The sequence below is a fragment of the Streptomyces sp. ATexAB-D23 genome (assembly GCF_000373645.1).
GTDB lineage: Bacteria > Actinomycetota > Actinomycetes > Streptomycetales > Streptomycetaceae > Streptomyces > Streptomyces castrisilvae.
On record NZ_KB892025.1, the window covers coordinates 34,559 to 53,435 of the forward strand.

The following is an 18,877-nucleotide window of genomic DNA, read 5'->3' on the forward strand; positions in this document are numbered from 1 at the left end:
GAGGGCCCCGCACGACCCGGACCGGGTCGTGCGGGGCCCTCGCCGTACGTGTCAGCTGCCGGCCTCCGAGGCGTCCAGCATGGCCTCGCGCTCCACGACCTTGATCCGCTCGCGGTCCTGCTCCGCGCCCAGGGCCCGCTCGTGCGCGTCCAGGCGGTACCAGCCCTCGCGGGTGGTGTAGCGGATGCCGCGCGCCTGGAGGAAGTCGGTGACCGCGTCCGGCTCGGGCTGCGCCGGGGCGGGCAGCCGGCCCGCGGCGTGGTCCTCCAGCAGGCAGGCGACCGTCTCGTTGGCATCGCCCTTGGTGTGGCCGATCAGGCCGATCGGTCCCCGCTTGATCCAGCCGGTGACGTACACCGACTCCATCGGCTCCCCGCCCGCCAGCACCCGGCCCGCGGCGTGCGGCACGGTGCCGGACGCGACGTCGAAGGGCAGCTTCGGCAGCTCCTGCGAGTAGTAGCCCACCGCCCGGTAGACGCTCCGCACGTCCCAGTCGTGGAAGGTGCCGGTGCCCCGCACATTGCCGGTGCCGTCCAGCTCGGTGCGCTCGGTGCGCAGGCCGACGACGCGGCCGTCCTCGCCGAGGATTTCCACCGGGGACTCGAAGAAGTGCAGGAACAGCTTGTGCGGACGGTCGCCGACATCGCGGATCGCCCAGTTCTCCAGCGTGGAGGCGACCATGTTGGCCTGCTTGTTCCCGCGCCGGGTCTCGATCGAACCCGCGTCGTAGTCGATGTCCTCGGGGTTGACGATGACCTCGATGTTCGGCGAGTGGTCCAGCTCCCGCAGCTCCATCGGGCTGAACTTGGCCTGCGCCGGGCCGCGCCGCCCGAAGACGTGCACCTCCAGGGCCTTGTTCGCCTTGAGGCCGTCGTAGACGTTGGCGGGGATCTCCGTGGGCAGCAGCTCGTCGGCCGTCTTGGCCAGGATGCGGGCCACGTCCAGGGCGACGTTGCCGACGCCCAGCACGGCGACCTTCTCGGCCTCCAGCGGCCAGGTGCGCGGCACGTCCGGGTGACCGTCGTACCAGGAGACGAAGTCGGCGGCCCCGTAGGAACCGTCCAGTTCGTTGCCCGGGATGTCCAGGGCGCGGTCCGCGTCGGCGCCGGTCGAGAAGATCACCGCGTCGTAGAAGGTCCGCAGCTCGTCGAGGCCCAGGTCGTTCGGGTAGTCGACGTTGCCGAAGAGCCGCAGCTGCGGCTTGTCCAGCACCTGGTGCAGCGCCTGCACGATGCCCTTGATGCGCGGGTGGTCGGGGGCCACGCCGTAGCGGATCAGGCCGAAGGGCGCGGGCATCCGCTCGAACAGGTCGATGGAGACGCCCGGGTCGGCGGCGGCGTCGGATTTGAGCAGCGCGTCCGCTGCGTAGATGCCGGCGGGACCGGCTCCGACGATGGCGACGCGGACGGGGCGTGTCATGGCGAGCTGTTCCTTCGAACGGATGAGCAGAAGCGGGGCCGGGTTGGTAAGGCAAGGCTTAGTCGACCCCCGCCGGACACGTTAGCCGCTGCTTCGGCCCGGTTTCGGGGCGGGTGCCGTGTTACCAGGCGGTATCCGGCCTCCGTCCCGGTCGGCCGATGCTGCAATTCCGTGGAAACCGGCCCTTCCGGACCTTCCGTAAATGTGTTCCATTGCACATTCACCAGGTGGACGGCTCGGTCGAAGATTCGGACAAATGGTGGCAGAGTGACGCACATGGATGATCGGGTCGCGGGTGCCCTGTCACTCCCGGACGACTGGCCCGCCCACCCGGATCTCAGCCTCGCCCTGAACCGAATGGGCAGCTTCGACTGGGATCTCGACAGTGGCCTCATGCACATGGACCGCTATGCCCTCGACGTGTTCGACCTGAGGGACGACGAGTACGACAACCGGCCGGAGTCGCTCGGGCGGCGGGTGCCGCCGGACGAGGCGGTCCGGCTGGACTCCATGGTGTCGCAGGCGCTCAAGAGCGGCCGGAGCAACTACGGCGCCTACTTCCGCGTGCAGCGGCGCGACGGGACGCTGCGCTGGACGCACACCCAGGGCTTCGTGCGGCGCGACGGCACCGGACGGCCGCGCCGGATCATCGGCATCGTCAGGGACGCCACCCAGGAGCTCGCCGAATCCACCGCCCGCCGCGAACTGGACGAGGGGCTGCGTCACCGGACCAGCCTCGTGGACGCCACCACGGCGGCGCTGGCCCACGCCCGTACGGTCAAGGACGTCATCGAGGTCCTGAAGAACTCCGAGGGGCTCGCCCTGCTCGGCGCGACCAGCCTGGTCATGGGGCTGATCGAGGCCGGCCGCATCCACCTGGTGGCCGACGGGCCCGAGGGTTCGTTCGTCCCGGGGACGCGCTACACCCGCACGGACGAGCAGTACCCGATGAGCGAGGTCGTCCGCACGCTCGGCCCCCGATTCATCGAGTCGGCCGACGACTTCGCCGCCGCCTACCCCGGCCTGTGGCCCCACATCAGCCACCTCGGCATCACCTCTGCCGCCTATCTGCCGCTGATCGCCCAGGCCCGCCCCATCGGCGCGCTCGGCCTGCTCTACAGCGACAAGGACGGCTTCAGCGCCGACGAACGCAACCTCCTGCTCGCCCTCGGCAGCTCCATCGCCCAGAGCCTCCAGCGCGCCATGCTCTACGAACAGGAGCACGACCTCGCCGAGGGGCTCCAGCAGGCCATGCTGCCGCGCCGGATTCCCGATGTGCCGGGCGCCCAGATCGCCGTGCGCTACCGCTCGGCCCGGCTGGGCCGGGACATCGGCGGCGACTGGTACGACGTCATCCCGCTGCCCGGTGGCCGGGTCGGCGCCGTCATCGGCGACGTCCAGGGCCATGACACGCACGCGGCCGCCGTGATGGGGCAGCTGCGCATCGTGCTGCGGGCGTACGCCGCCGAGGGGCACAGCCCCGCCACGGTCATGGCGCGGGCCTCCGTCTTCCTGCACGAACTCGACACCGACCGCTTCGCGACCTGCACCTACGCCGAGACCGACCTGACCACCGGGGTGGTCCAGCTGGTCCGGGCCGGCCATGTGGACCCGCTGCTGCGCGACACCGACGGCAGCTGCCGCAGGGTGCCGTCGGAGGGCGGGCTGCCGCTGGGGCTCTCCGCCGAGTTCGGGCGGCTCGAATACCCGGTCGGCACGGTCGAGCTGGACCCGGGGCAGACCATGGTGCTGTTCACCGACGGCCTGGTGGAGCTGCCCGGCTCCGATCTGGACGAGGGTACGCAGCGGCTCACCGAACTGATCAGGAGCGGCCCGCGGGACCTCCAACAGCTGGCCGACCGGCTCTGCACATCGGTGGACGAGCACGGCGGCGAGGACGACGTGGCGATCCTGCTCCTGCGCCGGAAGGCCGTACAGGCCCCGCAGCCGGGCGGGCGGCTCCAGCAGCACGTCGCACAGAACGACCCGGAGGCGCTCAGCTCGGCCCGCCACATGATCCGCGCGGCGGTGCGGGCCTGGGGGGCGAAGGACCGGGCCGACGAGATCGAGCTGGCCGCCGACGAGCTGATCACCAACGCCCTGATGCACACCGACGGCGGCGCGATCGTCACCATCCGGGTGCTCACGGGCCCCGAGCGGCGGCTGCGGGTCGACGTCGAGGACCGGTCGAGCGCGCTGCCGCGCCGCCGGGACGCCGGTGAGTCGGGGGTCTCCGGGCGCGGACTGATGCTGGTCGACCAGCTGGCGGACGCCTGGGGAGTCGAGTCGCGGGGGACCGGCAAGTGCGTCTGGTGCGAGTTCGTCATTCCGCCACGCGGCTGACCGGACCCGCGCGTCGCCCGAACGGAGCACGATTTGAGCGGAACAGAGATGTAACGCAAAGTAACATGACCGTACTTGACCGTAATGTACCGCGAGGGATTGACTGGTCGTGGTCGGTCTCCGTCTTCGATGACATGAGGACCCGTTGGGCACTGAGCTGCTGGCACCCCTCGACCTGGCTTTCTGGCACCTTGAGTCCGCCGCCCACCCCATGCACCTCGGCGCGCTCGCCGTGTTCTCCCCGCCCCCGGGCGGCGCCCCCGGCCCCGACGCGCTCCTCGGGCTGCTCGGCGCCAGGGCCTCGGCGATTCCCCGGCTGCGCATGCGGGTGCGCGACGTGCTGCTGCCCGTCGGCGGCGCGGCCTGGTTCGCCGACAAGGACTTCGATGTGGACCGCCATCTCACCCGGGTGCGGCTGCCCGCGGAGGAGGCGGCTCCCCGCGACGGGGGCTTCATGGCCGCGGCTACCCGGCTGGCGGGCGAGCTGATGGAGCGGCCGCTGCGGCGGGGGCTGCCGCCCTGGGAGATGTACCTCATCGACGGCCCCGCCGACGGCCCCTTCGCCGTACTCGTCAAGCTCCACCACGCCCTGGCCGACGGCATGCGGGCGGTCGCCATCGGGGCCGGGATCTTCGACGAGATCGCCTCGGCCACCGCCCGCCCCCGGTCCGCCGCCCCGTCCGCCCGGCCGCGGCCCGTGCCGCCCCGCTCCTGGATGCCGGGCCCGCGCCAGGTCGCCGGGCTCGCCCTGGGCCGGATCGAGGACCTCGGCCGGGCCTTCGGCGTCGGGGCGTCACTGGTACGGGCGGGCCGCCTCGACCCGCGCGGCGCACCGGCGCTCAGGGCGGGCTCCAGCGGGACCCGGCGGCTGGCCACGGCCGACCTCGGCCTCGAAACCGTGCGGCGCATCCGCCGGGTCTCCGGCGGTACGGGCAACGACGTTCTGCTCACGGTCGTGGCGGGCGGGCTGCGCCGCTGGATGCTGGAGCGCGGCGAGTCCCTGCCCGGTGACGATCCGCGCGCCCTGGTCCCCGTCTCCCGCCGCAGGCCCGGCGGTGCGGCCGCCGCGACCGGCAACCGCCTCTCCGCCTACCTCCTCGGCCTCCCCGTCTCCGAGGGTGATCCCCGGGAGCGGCTGCGGGCGGTGCGCGAGGCGATGGACCGCAACAAGGCGGCCGGACCGCTGCGGGGAGCCGGAGCGGTCGCCGTACTGGCCGATCAGCTTCCCTCGCTGGCCCACCGTTTCGGCGCCCCGCTCGCCGGGAACGCGGCCCGGATGCTCTTCGACGTCCTGGTCACCAGCGTGCCTCTGCCGCGCTCGCGGCTCTCGCTGGCCGGCTGCCCCCTGAGCGCCCTCTACCCGATGGCCCCACTGGCCCGGGGGCAGTCCATGGCCGTCGCGCTGACCACGTACGGCTCGCGCGTGCACATCGGTCTGGTCGCCGACGGCAAGGCGCTCCCGGATCTGGAGCGGCTGGCGCGGTGCGTCGAACAGGAGGCGGCCGTACTCCTCTCGGTGGTGGGGGAGAGGCAGTGATCGCGGCCATAGGTCGGACAGATCACCGCCCTGTCGCGGTATTTGATCGTTGCAGGGGTGTTGACGCGCCCAAGTGATCCGATGAATATTCGCTGTGTGGCAGCGATCATCGGGCAGGGCGGCGAGGGAATGCAGCGCAACAGGCTGGGAAACAGCACGGTCGAAGTCACCGCGCTCTCCTTCGGCGCGGCCGCCATCGGCAACCTCTTCAGCGCGGTGGAGCCGGAGCGTGCCGCGGCGGCCGTCGACGCCGCCTGGGACGCGGGCATCCGCTACTTCGACACCGCGCCGCACTACGGGCTCGGCCTCTCCGAACGGCGTCTGGGCGAAGCCCTGCGACGCCGCCCGCGCGACGCCTACGCCCTCTCCACCAAGGTCGGCCGCGTGCTCGACCCGCTGCCCGCCGGGGAAGCCGCCCCCGAAGGGCTCTCCGAGGGCTTCGCCGTACGCGCCACGCACCGCCGCCGCTGGGACTTCAGCGCCGCCGGGGTCCGCCGCAGCATCGAGGACAGCCTCGAACGCCTCGGCCTCGACCGCATCGACGTCGCCTACCTCCACGACCCCGACGACCACCCGGAAGCCGCCTTCCACGAGGCGTACCCGGAACTGGAGCGGCTGCGCGCGGAAGGGGTCGTCGGGGCGATCGGCGCCGGCATGAACCAGACCGCGATGCTCACCCGCTTCGTCCTGGACACTGATGTCGACGTGGTCCTCTGCGCGGGCCGCCACACCCTCCTCGACCAGTCCGCGCTCACCGACCTGCTCCCCGCCGCCGCCGCACGCGGCCGCAGCGTCGTCGTCGGCGGGGTGTTCAACTCCGGTCTCCTCGCCGACCCCCGCCCCGGCGCGACCTACGACTACACCACCGCCCCGCTCGACCTGCTGGACCGGGCCCTGCACCTGAAGAGCGTCACCGAGGCGCACGGCGTGCCCCTGCGCGCCGCCGCCCTGCACTACCCGCTCACCCACCCGGCCGTCGCCGGGGTGCTCGTCGGCACCCGCTCCCCGGACGAGGTGCGCGACGCCGCCGCACAGCTGAACCGGGAGATCCCCGACGAACTCTGGGACGACCTGCGCGACCAGGGCCTGCTGCCCGGGAACGGACACTGACATGCGTATAGCCCTGCACACCGAGGTCCGCGCCGACCGCGTCGCCGCGTACGAGGCCGCGCACCGCGAGGTGCCGCCCGAGCTGACCCGCGCGATCCGGGCCGCGGGCGCCGGCTCCTGGACGATCTGGCGCAGCGGCACCGACCTGTTCCACCTCATCGAGTGCGACGACTACGCCCGCCTCCTCGCTGAACTGGAGCACCTGCCCGTCAACGTCGCCTGGCAGGCCAGGATGGACGGGCTCCTGGACGTCGCGCACGACTACTCCGCCGACGGCGCCGAAGCGGGCCTCCCCGTCGTCTGGGAGCTGTGAGATGACCGCCCGTCCGCGCGTCGTCGACGCCCACCACCATGTGTGGGACCTCGCGGTACGCGACCAGGACTGGATCACGGGCGAGGACCTCGCGCCCCTGCGCCGCGACTTCACCCTCGCCGACCTGGAGCCGGAGGCCCGGACGGCGGGGGTCTGCGCGACGGTGCTGGTCCAGACCGTCACGGTGGCCGATGAGACCCCCGAATTCCTGGCGCTCGCCGACGGCAGCGACCTGGTGGCCGGTGTCGTCGGCTGGAGCGACCTCACCGCCCCGGACATCGCCGACACCCTGGCCGCCCTGCGCGAACTCCCGGGCGGCGACCGGCTCGTCGGCCTGCGCCACCAGGTCCAGGGCGAACCCGACCCCGACTGGCTGCTGCGGCCCGACGTGCTGCGCGGGCTGGCCGCCGTGGCCGACGCCGGGCTCGTCTACGACCTGGTGGTCCTCCCGCACCAGCTGCCCGCCGCCACCCGGGCGGCCGCCCTGCTGCCCGGACTCGTCCTCGTCCTCGACCACGCGGGCAAACCGCCCGTCGCCGCGGGCCGCACCCACCCCTGGGCCGACGACCTCGGGGCGTTCGCCGCGCTCCCCAACACCGTCTGCAAACTCTCCGGACTCGTCACCGAGGCCGACTGGCGCACCTGGAGCGCGGCGGACCTGCGCCCGTACGCCCGGACCGTCATCGACGCCTTCGGCCCCGACCGCCTCATGTTCGGCTCCGACTGGCCGGTGTGCCGGCTCGCCGCGACCTACGCCGAGGTCCTGGACACCGCCCGCACCCTGATCGGGGAACTGGGCGACCATGAGCGCGACGCCGTGCTCGCCACCACCGCCGAGCGGGTGTACGGCCTCCGATAGGCGCCCGGGGCGCGGCTGCGGCAGGCTGGAACCATGCCCGAACTGCCGGAAGTCGAAGCCCTGCGGCTCTTCCTCGACGACCATCTCGTCGGCAGGGAGATCGACCGCGTCCTCCCGCTCGCCATCAGCGTCCTGAAGACGTACGACCCGCCCCTCACCGCGCTGCACGGCGGCACGGTCACGGACGTGACGCGGCACGGCAAGTTCCTCGACATCGGCGTCGGCCCGCTGCATCTGATCACCCACCTCGCCCGTGCCGGCTGGCTCCGCTGGAAGGAAGGCTTCCCCGAGACCCCGCCCCGCCCCGGCAAGGGCCCGCTCGCCCTGCGCACCGTCCTGACCGGCGGCGACGGCTTCGACCTGACCGAGGCCGGCACCACCAAACGCCTCGCCGTCCACCTCGTGCGCGACCCCGCCGATGTGCCCGGAATCGCCCGGCTCGGGCCCGACCCGCTCGTGCCCTCCTTCGACCGGGACGCGTTCGCCGCACTGCTCGAAGGGGAACGCCGCCAGATCAAGGGCGCCCTGCGCGACCAGTCGCTCATCGCCGGCATCGGCAACGCCTACAGCGACGAGATCCTGCACGTCGCGAAGATGTCGCCGTTCAAGCTCACCGCCCGCCTCACCGACGAGGAGATCACCCGGCTGTACACGGCCCTGCGCACCACACTGGAGGATGCCGTCGCCCGCTCCGGCGGGGTGGAGGCCGGCCGTCTCAAGGCCGAGAAGAAGAGCGCGATGCGCGTCCACGGGCGCACCGGCCGGCCCTGCCCGGTCTGCGGGGACACCATCCGCGAGGTGTCCTTCAGCGACTCCTCGCTCCAGTACTGCCCGACCTGCCAGACCGGCGGGAAACCCCTCGCGGACCGCCGCCTGTCCAGACTGCTCAAGTAGCACCGCCCATACGTCGGGAGCAGGCCCTACACTCCCGCCCATGCTCCGCGTACTCGCCGTCGACGACGAAGAACCCGCACTGGAGGAACTCCTCTACCTCCTGCGCGCCGACCCCCGCATCCGCAGCGCCGAAGGAGCCACCGGCGCCACCGAGGCGCTGCGCCGCATCGGCGCCGCCGTCGACGCCGGGCCCGACGACCCGTCCGCCATCGACGTCGTCTTCCTCGACATCCACATGGCGGGCCTGACCGGACTCGACGTCGCCCAGCTGCTGGCCGGCTTCGCCGCGCCCCCGCGCATCGTCTTCGTCACCGCCCACGAGGGCTTCGCCGTCCACGCCTTCGACCTCAAGGCCGTCGACTACGTACTCAAGCCCGTCCGCCGCGAACGGCTCGCCGAGGCCGTGCGGCGCGTGGCCGAACAGGTCGGCGACCGTACCGCGCCCGTCCACGACACCGCCCACGACCAGATCCCCGTCGAACTGGGCGGCGTCATCCGCTTCGTGCCCATCGACGACATCGCCTACGCCGAGGCCCAGGGCGACTACGCCCGGCTGCACACCGACACCGGCAGCCACCTCGTGCGCGTCCCCCTGACCACCCTGGAGGAGCGCTGGCGCGCCCGCGGCTTCGTCCGCATCCACCGCCGCCACCTCGTGGCGCTCGACAGGATCGACGAACTGCGCCTGGACGCCGGCAGCATGAGCGTGCGCATCGGCACCGCGGAGCTGGCCGTCAGCCGCCGCCACACCCGCGCGCTGCGCGATCTGCTGATGCGCCGCACCGGCCGCTGACCAGCGCCGACCGGGCCCGAAACCCCTTCCCAGCGGGGCCGGGTGCCGCCTACACTCCGGCCCCATGTCCGCAGAGCCCACACCCCGGCGCGAAGTGGTGACGGGGGAGCCCCGGCGGGTCCGCCCGCTGCCGCGCTACCGCACCCAGTCGGAGATCGACGAGCAGACCGCACTCGGCGGCGCGTACGTGCGCTCGCTGATGCGCGGGCAGCTGCGGGCCGGGCTCACCGCCTTCGCCGTGCTCGCCGCCGTCGTCGGCACCCTGCCCCTCGTCTTCGAGGCCCTGCACAGCTCCGCCGTCGTCTGGGCCGTCCTCGGCTTCGCCGCCTACCCACCGCTCACCCTGCTCGCCTGGTGGTACGTGCGCCGGGCCGAACGCAACGAGAGCGACTTCGCCCGGCTCGTGGAAGGCCGCCCCGCCCCGTGAGCCGCACGTACGCGGTGACGGCCGTCGCCGTCGTCGTCCTGGCCACCGTCCTCGTCGGCGGATTCGGGCTGCGGATCTCCCGCACCACCTCCGACTTCTACGTCGCCTCGCGCACCGTGCGCCCCCGGCTCAACGCCGCCGCCATCAGCGGCGAATACCTCTCCGCCGCCTCCTTCCTCGGCATCGCCGGGCTCGTCCTCGTCCACGGGCCCGACATGCTGTGGTACCCGGTCGGCTACACCGCCGGCTACCTGGTGCTGCTGGTCTTCGTCGCGGCCCCGCTGCGCCGCTCGGGGGCGTACACCCTCCCCGACTTCGCCGAAGGACGCCTTGAGTCCCTGCACGTACGCAGACTCGTCAGCGTGCTCGTCGTCGGCGCCGGCTGGCTCTACCTCGTCCCCCAGCTCCAGGGCGCCGGCCTCACCCTCAAGATCCTCACCGGGGCGCCCGGCTGGCTCGGCGACGTGCTGGTGGCCTCCGTGGTCGTCCTCGCCGTCGCCGCCGGAGGCATGCGCTCGATCACCTTCGTGCAGGTCTTCCAGTACTGGCTGAAGCTGACCGCACTCCTCGTCCCGGCGATCTTCCTGGTCCTGGCCTGGCAGGGTGACGGGCAGCCCCGCATCACCTTCGACGAGCACCTCTCCGCCTTCCGCGCCGACCACCCGCTGTACGCCACCTACGGCCTCATCGTCGCCACCTTCCTCGGCACCATGGGCCTGCCGCACGTCGTCGTCCGCTTCTACACCAGCCCCAACGGCCGCGACGCCCGCCGCACCACCGTCGCCGTCCTCGCACTGATCGGCGTCTTCTACCTCCTGCCGCCCGTCTACGGCGCGCTCGGCCGGCTGTACGCCCCCGAGCTCATCCACGGCGGCGACGCCGACGCCGCCGTGCTGCTGCTGCCGGGCCGGGTCATCGGCGGCCTCGGCGGCGACCTGCTCGGCGCGCTCGTCGCCGGCGGCGCCTTCGCCGCGTTCCTGTCCACCGCGTCCGGACTGACCATGGCCGTCGCCGGGGTCATCACCCAGGACGTGCTGCCCTCGCGCGGGGTACGGCACTTCCGGCTGTCCACCGTCCTCGCCATCTCCGTCCCGCTGGCCGGCTCGCTGATGGTCAGCCGGGTCCCCGTCGCCGACTCCGTGGGCATGGCCTTCGCCGTCTCCGCGTCCTCCTTCTGCCCACTGCTGGTCCTCGGCATCTGGTGGCGCCGGCTCACCCCGCCGGGAGCCGTCGCCGGCCTGCTGCTGGGCGGTGGCTCCGCGCTGCTGTCCGTCGCCATCACGGTCAGCGGCGCGGTGCGCCCGCCCGGCTGGCCGCACGCCCTGCTCGCCTGGCCCGCGGTCTGGTCCGTGCCCGTCGGGTTCCTCGCCATGATCCTGGTCTCGCTCGCCACCCCGGGCCGCATACCCCCCGGCACCAACGCCGCCATGACCCGCTTCCACCTGCCCGAGGCGCTCACCACCGGGAGGCACCGGTGACCGGGGCCGGATACGCCGTCATCGTCCTGCTCGCCCTGCTCCTGTTCGGCGGCGGCCTCCTGATCGGCCGGCGCACCGCCAGACCCGTGCGCACCAGCGACGTGGGCACACCCGTGGAGCACGCCACCTTCGAGACGCTGCACACCGCCTCCCTGGCCGCACCCCCGCTGCGCGCCGGGCTCACCGAGGACAGCGCCCGCAGGTCCGCCCGCAGGCTGCGCTCCCTGCTGGGCACCGACGCCCTGTGCCTCACCGACCGCGACCGGGTCCTGGTCTGGCACGGCGAGGGCGACCACCACGGGCGGCACGTCATGGAACAGGTCGCGGGCGTCCTGGAGACCGGCCGCGACACCGCCTTCCGCAGCGACTGCGAGGACCTGGACTGCCCGCTGAAGTGGGCCGTCGCCGTGCCCCTCACCGTCGACCACCGAGTGCTCGGCACCCTCGTCGCCTACGCCCCGCGCGAGTCCGCCGTCCTGGCCAGGGCGGCCGGCGAGGTCGCCCGCTGGGTGTGCGTCCAGCTGGAACTCGCCGAACTCGACCGCTCGCGCACCCAGCTCATCGAGGCGGAGATCAGGGCCCTGCGCGCGCAGATCTCCCCGCACTTCATCTTCAACTCCCTGGCCGCCATCGCCTCCTTCGTCCGCACCGACCCGGAACAGGCCCGCGAACTGCTCCTGGAATTCGCAGACTTCACCCGCTACTCGTTCCGCAGCCATGGTGACTTCACCACCCTCGCCGACGAACTTCACTCCATCGACCAGTACCTCGCCCTGGTCCGGGCCCGCTTCGGCGAACGGCTCTCCGTCACCCTCCAGGTCGCCCCCGAGGTACTGCCCGTCGCCCTGCCCTTCCTCTGCCTCCAGCCGCTCGTCGAGAACGCCGTCAAACACGGCCTCGAAGGCGCCGTCACCTCCAGCCGCATCACCATCAGCGCCCTGGACGCCGGCTCCGAGGCCGAGGTCGTCATCGAGGACGACGGCACCGGCATGGACCCCCAGCGGCTGCGCCACATCCTGCGCGGCGAGGGCGGCAGATCCACCGGCATCGGCCTGCTCAACGTGGACGAACGGCTGCGCCAGGTGTACGGGGACGACTACGGCCTCGTCATCGAGACGGGCATCGGCGCCGGGATGCGGATCACCGTACGGCTGCCGAAGTACCGCGCGGGCGTGCACGGTTCCTGACCGCCCGCCACTCCGGCCGGCCTCTCAGTACAGGTGGACCGCCAGATGCCCCAGCGGCAGGCCCAGCTGCCACGCCGGGGTCCACACCTGGGCGGCGTCCTCGGCGACCGGGTCCGCGCCGTCGTCCTCCTCCCAGGGCAGCGGGCCGATGGCCTCCAGGTCGGCGGCCAGCAGCTCGGTCTCCTCCAGCCACCGCCAGGCCGCCCGCGCAAGCGCCAGATCGGCGTCCGAGCATCCGGGCGCGTGAGCACCGAGCCGGTCGCACACCCACCGGCGCCACGGCGGCCCGTACGCGGTGAGCAGGCGCAGCTCGTCCACCCGGGCCGCGGGCAGGGCCTCGGCCACCGCGCTGTCCAGGAGGAAGATGGTCAGCGCGAGCGCGTCGCGCCCTGCCCGGTACTCCAGCGTCGCCGGCTCCATCAGGTCACCGGTCAGCAGCAGCTCGTCGGCGAGGTACTCGGCGTACATCCAGGCCATCGGGACCGGCAGTTCGCCCCCGCCGGACCCCTCATGACGTTCCGGGCGCATCCCGAATCGCCTCATTTCCTTTTCTCGGCACCGGGTGCGGGGACCGTGCGGCCGCGGGCCCCCGGCCGGTTCCCCACGCAGCATTGAACCGGGGGAGCGCGGCCCGCGTGGCCAGAAGGGCAGGATCCGCCGGACCCGATCCGTCACAGACATGAGGTTGCGATGACCGCCGACCCCGGGGAGGGACCGCACATGAGGCAGTTGCTCGGCGCCTACGTCCTGGACGCGCTGCCCGCCGCCGAGGCCCGCACGGTCGCCCGTCACCTGAGCCGCTGCGACCGTTGCGCCGCCGACTACGCGGCGGTCGCGGAGGCGGCGCAGCTGCTGGCACTGGTGCGGGAGGAGGATCTGCTGGAGTAACCGGGCAGATTACGGGAAAGCAGCCGCAGCGCGTAGTACGAACGGGACTTGACCGTGCCCGCCGGTATCCCGAGCACCTGGGCCGTCTCGCCCACGCTCAGCCCGCGGAAGTAGATCTGCACGAGCACCGACCGGTGCTCCGGGCTCAGGGCGCGTACGGCTTCGCGCACGTCGAGCGCGGCGACCGCGGACTCTGCGGTGTCGGTCCCCGCCGGGGCGCACTCCAGGACCACGTCACTGACCTCGGCGGGCCGGGCCAGCCGCGAGCGGCGGGCGTCGATCGCCAGCCGGCGCCCGACGGTGAACAGCCAGGGCCGCATCGACTCGTACGGCCCGTCGAAGGCCTCCGGGTGCTGCCAGGCCCGCACCAGCGTCTCCTGGAGGAGGTCCTCGGCCCGCTGCCGGTCGCCGAAGGTCAGGCCGAGCAGAAAGTGGAACAGGGCGGGTCCGTGTTCACGCTGGAGCTCCGCGAGGGCCCGCTCATCGGTCGTCGTCGTCGTGGTCATGGTGAACGCCCTTTCCGCCAAGGCCCTGCCGCCTCGCTGCTGACTGGCGTATACGAACGCATTCAGGCCACGAGGGACAGGACAAACACCGCCCCGTGCGACGAGCGGTCGCACAGAGCGGCGAATGGTGCGGTGAGCGGTCGGGCGGCTGCCGGACGGGGTGTTACGGGACCACGGTGACCGGCCAGCGGCCCGCCTTCACCAGACGGACGGCGACCGAGCCGATGAAGCGGTGGCCCGCCGACTCCGAGGCGCCCACCACGACGGCGTCCGCCTTGAGTTCGTCGGCGGCCGTCACCAGACCGTTGTACGGGTCACCGCGGAAGGTGTGGAACTCCCAGCGCACGTCCCATATGTCCTTCAGCCGCTCCGTCGCCGCGCGGATCTCGCTCACCAGCCCCTCGGCGACCTCCCCCGTCGCGTCACCGACCGGAGCCCCGAGCGCGGCGCCCGCGGGCAGCACCGGCTGGACGTACACCAGGGCGAGCTTGGCCCCCTGGCGGCGGGCGAGCCCGGCGGCGTAGGCCGCGGCACGCATCGAGGACTCCGAACCGTCGAGGCCCGCGACGATCACCTTGGGACCGTCTGTGCCACGTTCGAACTGGTGGGGCTGCTGAGCTGTCACGGCAGTGAGGCTATCGGCTCGCCCCCGCGCCCCCGCCCCGGCCTCCCGGAGGCCACGCCCCCGCAGCCACGTGCGCGGACGTACTCCCTCCATCCGGGTGCAAAACCCCCGGCAGGCGGTGTCGCTGAAGCCCGCGGCCGAGCAGACGTGCGAGCAGTGGGGCATGAAGAGTGATCACAGGCTGCCCCTGCGCAGAACGCTCCTGCGGCTGGCCGCCGGCCTGGGCGCCGCCACCGCCGTGCGCCTCGTCGCCGCGGACCCCGTCGGCTCACCGCCACGGCCCGCGCCGAAGGCCGCGGGGGCGGCGGGACCGCAGCCCGCCGCCCTCAGGACCGGACCGCTCGCCTATAAACTGCGCCCCATGACGGGACACACGCCGCCCCGCTACCGCCCGGCGGCGCCGCCGGTGCGCACCCGGCCGTTCGAGAAGCTGACCGACATCGGCCACGCGATGGTGCTGACCTTCGACGACGGTCCCGATCCGCTCTACACCCCGCACATCCTGGACACGCTGCGCGAGCACGACGTCCGGGCGATGTTCTTCCTGTGCGGCGAGATGGCGAACGACAACCGGGACCTCGTCCGCCGGATCGCCGACGAGGGGCACACCGTGGGCAACCACTCGTGGACGCACCCCCTGGTCACCAAGCTCTCCCGGGCGGGCATCACCGACGAGCTGGGCCGCACCAGCGACGTGATCGAGAAGGTCACCGGCGCCGCGCCGCTCTGGTACCGGGCGCCCTACGGTGCCTGGAACCGCAACTCCTTCGAGATCGGCGCCGCGATGGGCATGGAGCCGATGGCCTGGACCGTGGACACCCTCGACTGGACCGTACCCGGCACCGACAGCATCGTGCGCCGGGTGACGCAGGGGGCGGGCCCCGGCGTTGTGGTGCTCTCCCACGACGCGGGCGGCAACCGCTCGCAGAGCGTGGCGGCGCTGGGCCGGTATCTGCCCGAGCTGCTGGCCGACGGATACCGGCTCACTGTGCCGCACCGCCGCTGACAGCTCGTTCGGCGCAGTCGGCGGATCGGGGGTTCAGCGGGTCTCCACCAGACGGGCGAAGACCACGACGTTGCCGTCGTAGCCGTTGGCCTTGGTGTATCCGCCGCCGCAGGTGATGACCCGCAGCTCCGCCTGTCCGGTGTCGCCGTAGACGCGGGCGCCGGGGAAGTCGTTCTTGTCGTAGACCTCGACGCCGTAGACCTCGAAGACCGCCACGCGGTCGTCGCTGCGCTCGATCTCGACGCGGTCGCCCTTCTTCAGCGAGCCGAGGCCGTAGAAGACGGCGGGCCCCGCCTTGTTGTCGACGTGGCCGACGACGACGGAGGTGCCGAGCTGCCCGGGGGCGATGCCGTTCTGGTACCAGCCCGCCAGGTTGGGGTCCTCCGGCGGCGGCGTCTCGATCCAGCCGTCCGGATCGAGGTTCACATCGATGACCGGCGCGTCGACCTGGATGGCCGGGATGGCCACGCGGGCGACGGGCGCGTACGCCAGGGGCTTGACCGACGGGCCCGCCACCGGGGCCGCGGGGGCGCTCTTCTGCTGGCCGACGGAGGCGGCGGCGACCGGCTGCGGGGGGCCGGGGGAGAGGTCGGCACCGTTGCGCATCAGTGCCAGACCGGTGAGCATCGCCAGGGCGAGCGCGCCCCAGGGCGAGTATCTGATCCGTTCGGGTCGCCAGTTGTCCCGGCCCATGGTCATCCCTTCGTCGCGACGAGCAGAACGCTAGGCGCGGTGCGGCCGGGCGGCGATCAGAGAAGGGCGAACGGGTGGCGGCGACGCACCCGGATGCTTATCGGAGTAGCGCGCGGATAAAAGTTCTGACGGTCTGTGACCTGCGCATCCATCAGTTTCCGGCGTGCGTGCCCGGCGTGTCGGATCGCTGGTGTGGAGTAGTGCCGACATGCGGTGGATCAAGGATCTGGTGAGGGTTCGTCATGGGAGGCGTTCTCGTCGATCCATCCCGGGCGCACAGAGCCCCGGGGCGCTTCCCGGTGGAGGTTCGAACGATGCGTGCTACACGCGCTCTCGTTGTCGCCGCGACCGCCGTCGCCGCTCTCGGGCTCGGTGCCCCGATGGCGGCCGCCGGTGGAGATGTCGGGAACAACCAGAACAACGGCAACAACCAGAACGACTGGAACGACCAGGGCGGCTGGAACAACGGCAACAACAACGGCAATGGGAACGGGAACAACAACGGCAACAACAACGGGAACGGAAACGGGAACAACAACGGCAACAACAACGGGCGCAACAACGGCCCGAACAACGTGACCGTCGACCCCGAGCGCGTGCACCAGGGCGCGGCCATGCAGGTCAGCGCCGAGGGCTGCGGCCGGGGCGGCAGCGTCTCGTCCAACGCGTTCCGGACCACGCGGCTCTCCGCCGGCCGGGTCGGCCACGCCCGGGTCCGCATCCTCAACGACGCGACGCCCGGCTCGTACAACCTGACCGTGCGGTGCGACGGCACCGACCGGACGGCCGGCCACCGCTTCACCGTGCTCGACAGCCGTGGCGCGCAGGGCGGCCTCGGCGGCTCGATGGCCGCGACCCCGGCCGAGATGGGTGTCGGAGCGGGCCTGGTCGCCTCGGCCGCGCTCGGCGGCGGCATGTACCTCATGCGCCGTCGCAGGACGGGCCATGGGGCGGTCTGACCGCGAGGACGTCCCCGCCGGACCGATAACCGAAGTCGCCCCGAGTCCTGTGACAGGACCCGGGGCGACTCTCGTTCCCCATCGCTCGCACCCGTCAGTGCGAGCGGCTCTCCCTGCGCCGTCGCACGAAGAACACGACACCGGCCCCGGCGGCCACGGCCAGCGCGGTGCCGGCGACGATCTCACCGGAGTTCACGCTGTCGATGCTGCCGCCGAGCCCGCCCTGCACTCCGGCCGGTGAGGCCGAGGCAGCCGCGGTGCTGGTCGAGCTCGTGGTGGGCGTGCTCGTGGCCGCGCTGACCGTGAGGTTCACCTTGGCCGTGGAACTGGGCGAGGTGTTGCAGATGAACGTCACCTCGTAGGCGGCGCCCGGCTTGGCGTCCCAGTCGACGGTGGCCGACGCGCTGCCGTTCACCGGGATGGTGACGGTGTCGAACACCCCCGAGGAGGCCGTGGCCGTGGTCGAGCAGCCCCTGGCCGCCAGGGTGACCTTGCCGCCCGGCGCGACCACCGACGGTGTGACGGTGTATCCGTTCCCGCCGCCCGACGGCCCGCCCGCCGTCGCGGCGTACGCGCCGACGGCCGGGGCGGTCAGGGCGAGCGCCGCGGCACCGAGCAGAGCGAGCGGGGCGACACGTATTGCGCGCATGGTGAATCCTCCGGGTCCCCGAGGAGCAGCTGCGGAACGGATTTCCACAAAGTGTCAGAAATGCACCTCGAACGCGGCCCACGCTAGAAGTGGTGCATTTCGCCCGCGATCGGGGTCCGGCGAATGGGGCACCGCTGTCCCCCGGGCGGCGGACCCGCCCGGAGGGAACTCCGCTACCCGCCGGCGGCCCCGGGGAACAGATCGACGAAGGGTGCGGTGGTGGCCGAGAAGCCCCGCCCGAAGGGCGAGTCGAAGTCCCAGATCAGGAAGAGGAGGAACGCGATCAGCACGCTGAAGAGGCCCGCCAGCAGGAGCTCACGGAACGTCCGGCGGATCTGGAGCGTGAAGATCAGTCCCACGGTCACCAGGGCCCCGATGATCAGACCGAACCACACGACACCCGGCATCGTGGCGCCGGCGCTCTGGCCCCGGGAGCTGCGGGCGTCGTCGGCGGCGGCCACCTGGTCGACCAGCGGCTGGTAGGCCTCTCCCTCGTGGTCGGTCTTCGGCCGGTAGTCCGTCACGTCGGCGCGGACCCGGTCCAGCAGTTCGGTGCCGCGGTCGCTGAGCTTCCCCTGCTCGGTCATGGTGCGCCACTCGTCGTGCAGCACATAGCTGACGTAGGCGTCCACGTCGGCCCGGATGCGGGTGCGCACCTCCTGCGGATAGACGGACGAGCGCGCGCTGACCTCGTGCAGGGCCTGTGCCTCCTGGCGTACGTATTCCTGTGCCGCGCTGCGGCCTTCCCAGACACCGGCGATGGCGAGACCCAGCACGATCGCGTAGACCACGCCGATCATCATCGTCATGTACTCGATGACATCGGGGGTCTGGGACGGGTCGTCGTCCTCGGGAAGCCGGCGGTTGTTGAGGAGGGCGATGGTCAGGACGACGGCGGTGGCCGCGACCAGGGCGATGGTGAGGACGAGCCATTCCGACATGAGCGTCTCCGGGGGTCATCGGGAGCGAGGCCGCAGCACGGCGACGGCGAACACCGCGGGGGCTGTGATCATCAAGGTGAGCGTGACCAGGGAGGTGTGGCGCTCCGGTGCCTTGCGTACCGGGCGGCGGTAGGAGGGGAGTGCCACGGGGGCGGGGGACGGCGGTCGCACGGACGGTGAGGGGGACGGCGAGCGCGAAGGGGAGGGCCGGGGCGCGGGTGGGGGCGGGGGCGGCGGCGGAGGGGGTGCC

Annotated in this window: 20 protein-coding genes; 13 read left to right on the forward strand and 7 right to left on the reverse strand. The window is 72.5% G+C overall.

The genetic code is table 11. The features are described from left to right. Positions 1 to 51 precede the first annotated feature (51 nt). Positions 52 to 1,419, reverse strand: coding sequence for an FAD-dependent oxidoreductase (locus B082_RS0123145; RefSeq protein ID WP_018554181.1), 1,368 nt, complete (start codon positions 1,417 to 1,419; stop codon positions 52 to 54). A 276-nt stretch (positions 1,420 to 1,695) separates the two neighbouring features. On the opposite strand from B082_RS0123145, the gene B082_RS0123150 reads away from it, so the two are divergent. From B082_RS0123150 to B082_RS0123195, 10 genes are all read left to right on the forward strand, one after another. After that, positions 1,696 to 3,762 carry a SpoIIE family protein phosphatase gene (locus tag B082_RS0123150; RefSeq protein WP_018554182.1) on the forward strand — a complete coding sequence of 689 codons (2,067 nt, stop codon included), beginning with the start codon at positions 1,696 to 1,698 and terminating at the stop codon, positions 3,760 to 3,762. A 145-nt stretch (positions 3,763 to 3,907) separates the two neighbouring features. Then, positions 3,908 to 5,299 (forward strand): wax ester/triacylglycerol synthase family O-acyltransferase, encoded by a 1,392-nt coding sequence (locus B082_RS0123155; RefSeq protein ID WP_018554183.1) that lies wholly within the window; start codon positions 3,908 to 3,910, stop codon positions 5,297 to 5,299. A 129-nt stretch (positions 5,300 to 5,428) separates the two neighbouring features. After that, a complete protein-coding gene (locus tag B082_RS0123160; RefSeq protein ID WP_026250099.1) occupies positions 5,429 to 6,409 on the forward strand; it encodes an aldo/keto reductase in 981 nt (326 codons plus the stop codon). A gap of 1 nt (position 6,410) precedes the next feature. Continuing rightward, positions 6,411 to 6,722: an L-rhamnose mutarotase gene (locus B082_RS0123165; RefSeq protein ID WP_018554185.1), complete on the forward strand. Its 312-nt coding sequence runs from the start codon at positions 6,411 to 6,413 to the stop codon at positions 6,720 to 6,722. Position 6,723: 1 nt separating this feature from the next. After that, entirely contained in the window at positions 6,724 to 7,581 is an 858-nt protein-coding gene (locus tag B082_RS0123170) for an amidohydrolase family protein (protein WP_018554186.1), read from the forward strand. Between the two features lie 33 nt (positions 7,582 to 7,614). Then, entirely contained in the window at positions 7,615 to 8,475 is an 861-nt protein-coding gene (locus tag B082_RS0123175; RefSeq protein ID WP_018554187.1) for an Fpg/Nei family DNA glycosylase, read from the forward strand. Between the two features lie 40 nt (positions 8,476 to 8,515). Continuing rightward, positions 8,516 to 9,268, forward strand: coding sequence for a LytR/AlgR family response regulator transcription factor (locus B082_RS0123180; protein ID WP_018554188.1), 753 nt, complete (start codon positions 8,516 to 8,518; stop codon positions 9,266 to 9,268). Between the two features lie 64 nt (positions 9,269 to 9,332). Further along, positions 9,333 to 9,695 carry a hypothetical protein gene (locus tag B082_RS0123185; protein ID WP_037710719.1) on the forward strand — a complete coding sequence of 121 codons (363 nt, stop codon included), beginning with the start codon at positions 9,333 to 9,335 and terminating at the stop codon, positions 9,693 to 9,695. Continuing rightward, positions 9,692 to 11,173 (forward strand): cation acetate symporter, encoded by a 1,482-nt coding sequence (locus B082_RS0123190; protein ID WP_018554190.1) that lies wholly within the window; start codon positions 9,692 to 9,694, stop codon positions 11,171 to 11,173. The genes B082_RS0123185 and B082_RS0123190 overlap by 4 nt, the downstream gene beginning before the upstream one ends. Next, the gene (locus tag B082_RS0123195) at positions 11,170 to 12,360 is read left to right on the forward strand and encodes a sensor histidine kinase (protein ID WP_018554191.1); all 1,191 of its coding nucleotides are present in this window, start codon (positions 11,170 to 11,172) and stop codon (positions 12,358 to 12,360) included. Before B082_RS0123190 ends, B082_RS0123195 begins: the two co-directional genes overlap by 4 nt. Positions 12,361 to 12,384: 24 nt before the next feature. Here B082_RS0123195 and B082_RS0123200 read toward each other — a convergent pair whose 3' ends face one another. Then, a complete protein-coding gene (locus tag B082_RS0123200; RefSeq protein ID WP_018554192.1) occupies positions 12,385 to 12,888 on the reverse strand; it encodes a hypothetical protein in 504 nt (167 codons plus the stop codon). A 162-nt stretch (positions 12,889 to 13,050) separates the two neighbouring features. Here B082_RS0123200 and B082_RS0123205 point away from each other — a divergent pair, with 162 nt between their 5' ends. Further along, entirely contained in the window at positions 13,051 to 13,248 is a 198-nt protein-coding gene (locus B082_RS0123205) for a zf-HC2 domain-containing protein (protein WP_018554193.1), read from the forward strand. Here B082_RS0123205 and B082_RS0123210 read toward each other — a convergent pair. Then, positions 13,182 to 13,754, reverse strand: coding sequence for a sigma-70 family RNA polymerase sigma factor (locus B082_RS0123210; RefSeq protein ID WP_018554194.1), 573 nt, complete (start codon positions 13,752 to 13,754; stop codon positions 13,182 to 13,184). The genes B082_RS0123205 and B082_RS0123210 overlap by 67 nt on opposite strands. Before the next feature lie 163 nt (positions 13,755 to 13,917). Further along, positions 13,918 to 14,379 carry a universal stress protein gene (locus B082_RS0123215; RefSeq protein ID WP_026250101.1) on the reverse strand — a complete coding sequence of 154 codons (462 nt, stop codon included), beginning with the start codon at positions 14,377 to 14,379 and terminating at the stop codon, positions 13,918 to 13,920. Between the two features lie 163 nt (positions 14,380 to 14,542). On the opposite strand from B082_RS0123215, the gene B082_RS0123220 reads away from it, so the two are divergent. Next, complete coding sequence (locus B082_RS0123220) at positions 14,543 to 15,385, forward strand: polysaccharide deacetylase family protein (protein WP_026250102.1); 843 nt, start codon at positions 14,543 to 14,545, stop codon at positions 15,383 to 15,385. Positions 15,386 to 15,418: 33 nt separating this feature from the next. On the opposite strand, the gene B082_RS0123225 is transcribed toward B082_RS0123220, so the two are convergent. Further along, entirely contained in the window at positions 15,419 to 16,078 is a 660-nt protein-coding gene (locus tag B082_RS0123225; protein ID WP_026250103.1) for a class F sortase, read from the reverse strand. Positions 16,079 to 16,392: 314 nt separating this feature from the next. On the opposite strand from B082_RS0123225, the gene B082_RS0123230 reads away from it, so the two are divergent. Next, complete coding sequence (locus B082_RS0123230; protein ID WP_018554198.1) at positions 16,393 to 17,037, forward strand: hypothetical protein; 645 nt, start codon at positions 16,393 to 16,395, stop codon at positions 17,035 to 17,037. A 94-nt stretch (positions 17,038 to 17,131) separates the two neighbouring features. Here B082_RS0123230 and B082_RS0123235 read toward each other — a convergent pair whose 3' ends face one another. Both B082_RS0123235 and B082_RS0123240 read right to left on the reverse strand, forming a co-directional pair. Next, positions 17,132 to 17,686 (reverse strand): hypothetical protein, encoded by a 555-nt coding sequence (locus B082_RS0123235; RefSeq protein ID WP_018554199.1) that lies wholly within the window; start codon positions 17,684 to 17,686, stop codon positions 17,132 to 17,134. Between the two features lie 173 nt (positions 17,687 to 17,859). Beyond that, positions 17,860 to 18,627: a DUF4239 domain-containing protein gene (locus tag B082_RS0123240; RefSeq protein WP_018554200.1), complete on the reverse strand. Its 768-nt coding sequence runs from the start codon at positions 18,625 to 18,627 to the stop codon at positions 17,860 to 17,862. Positions 18,628 to 18,877: the final 250 nt, after the last annotated feature.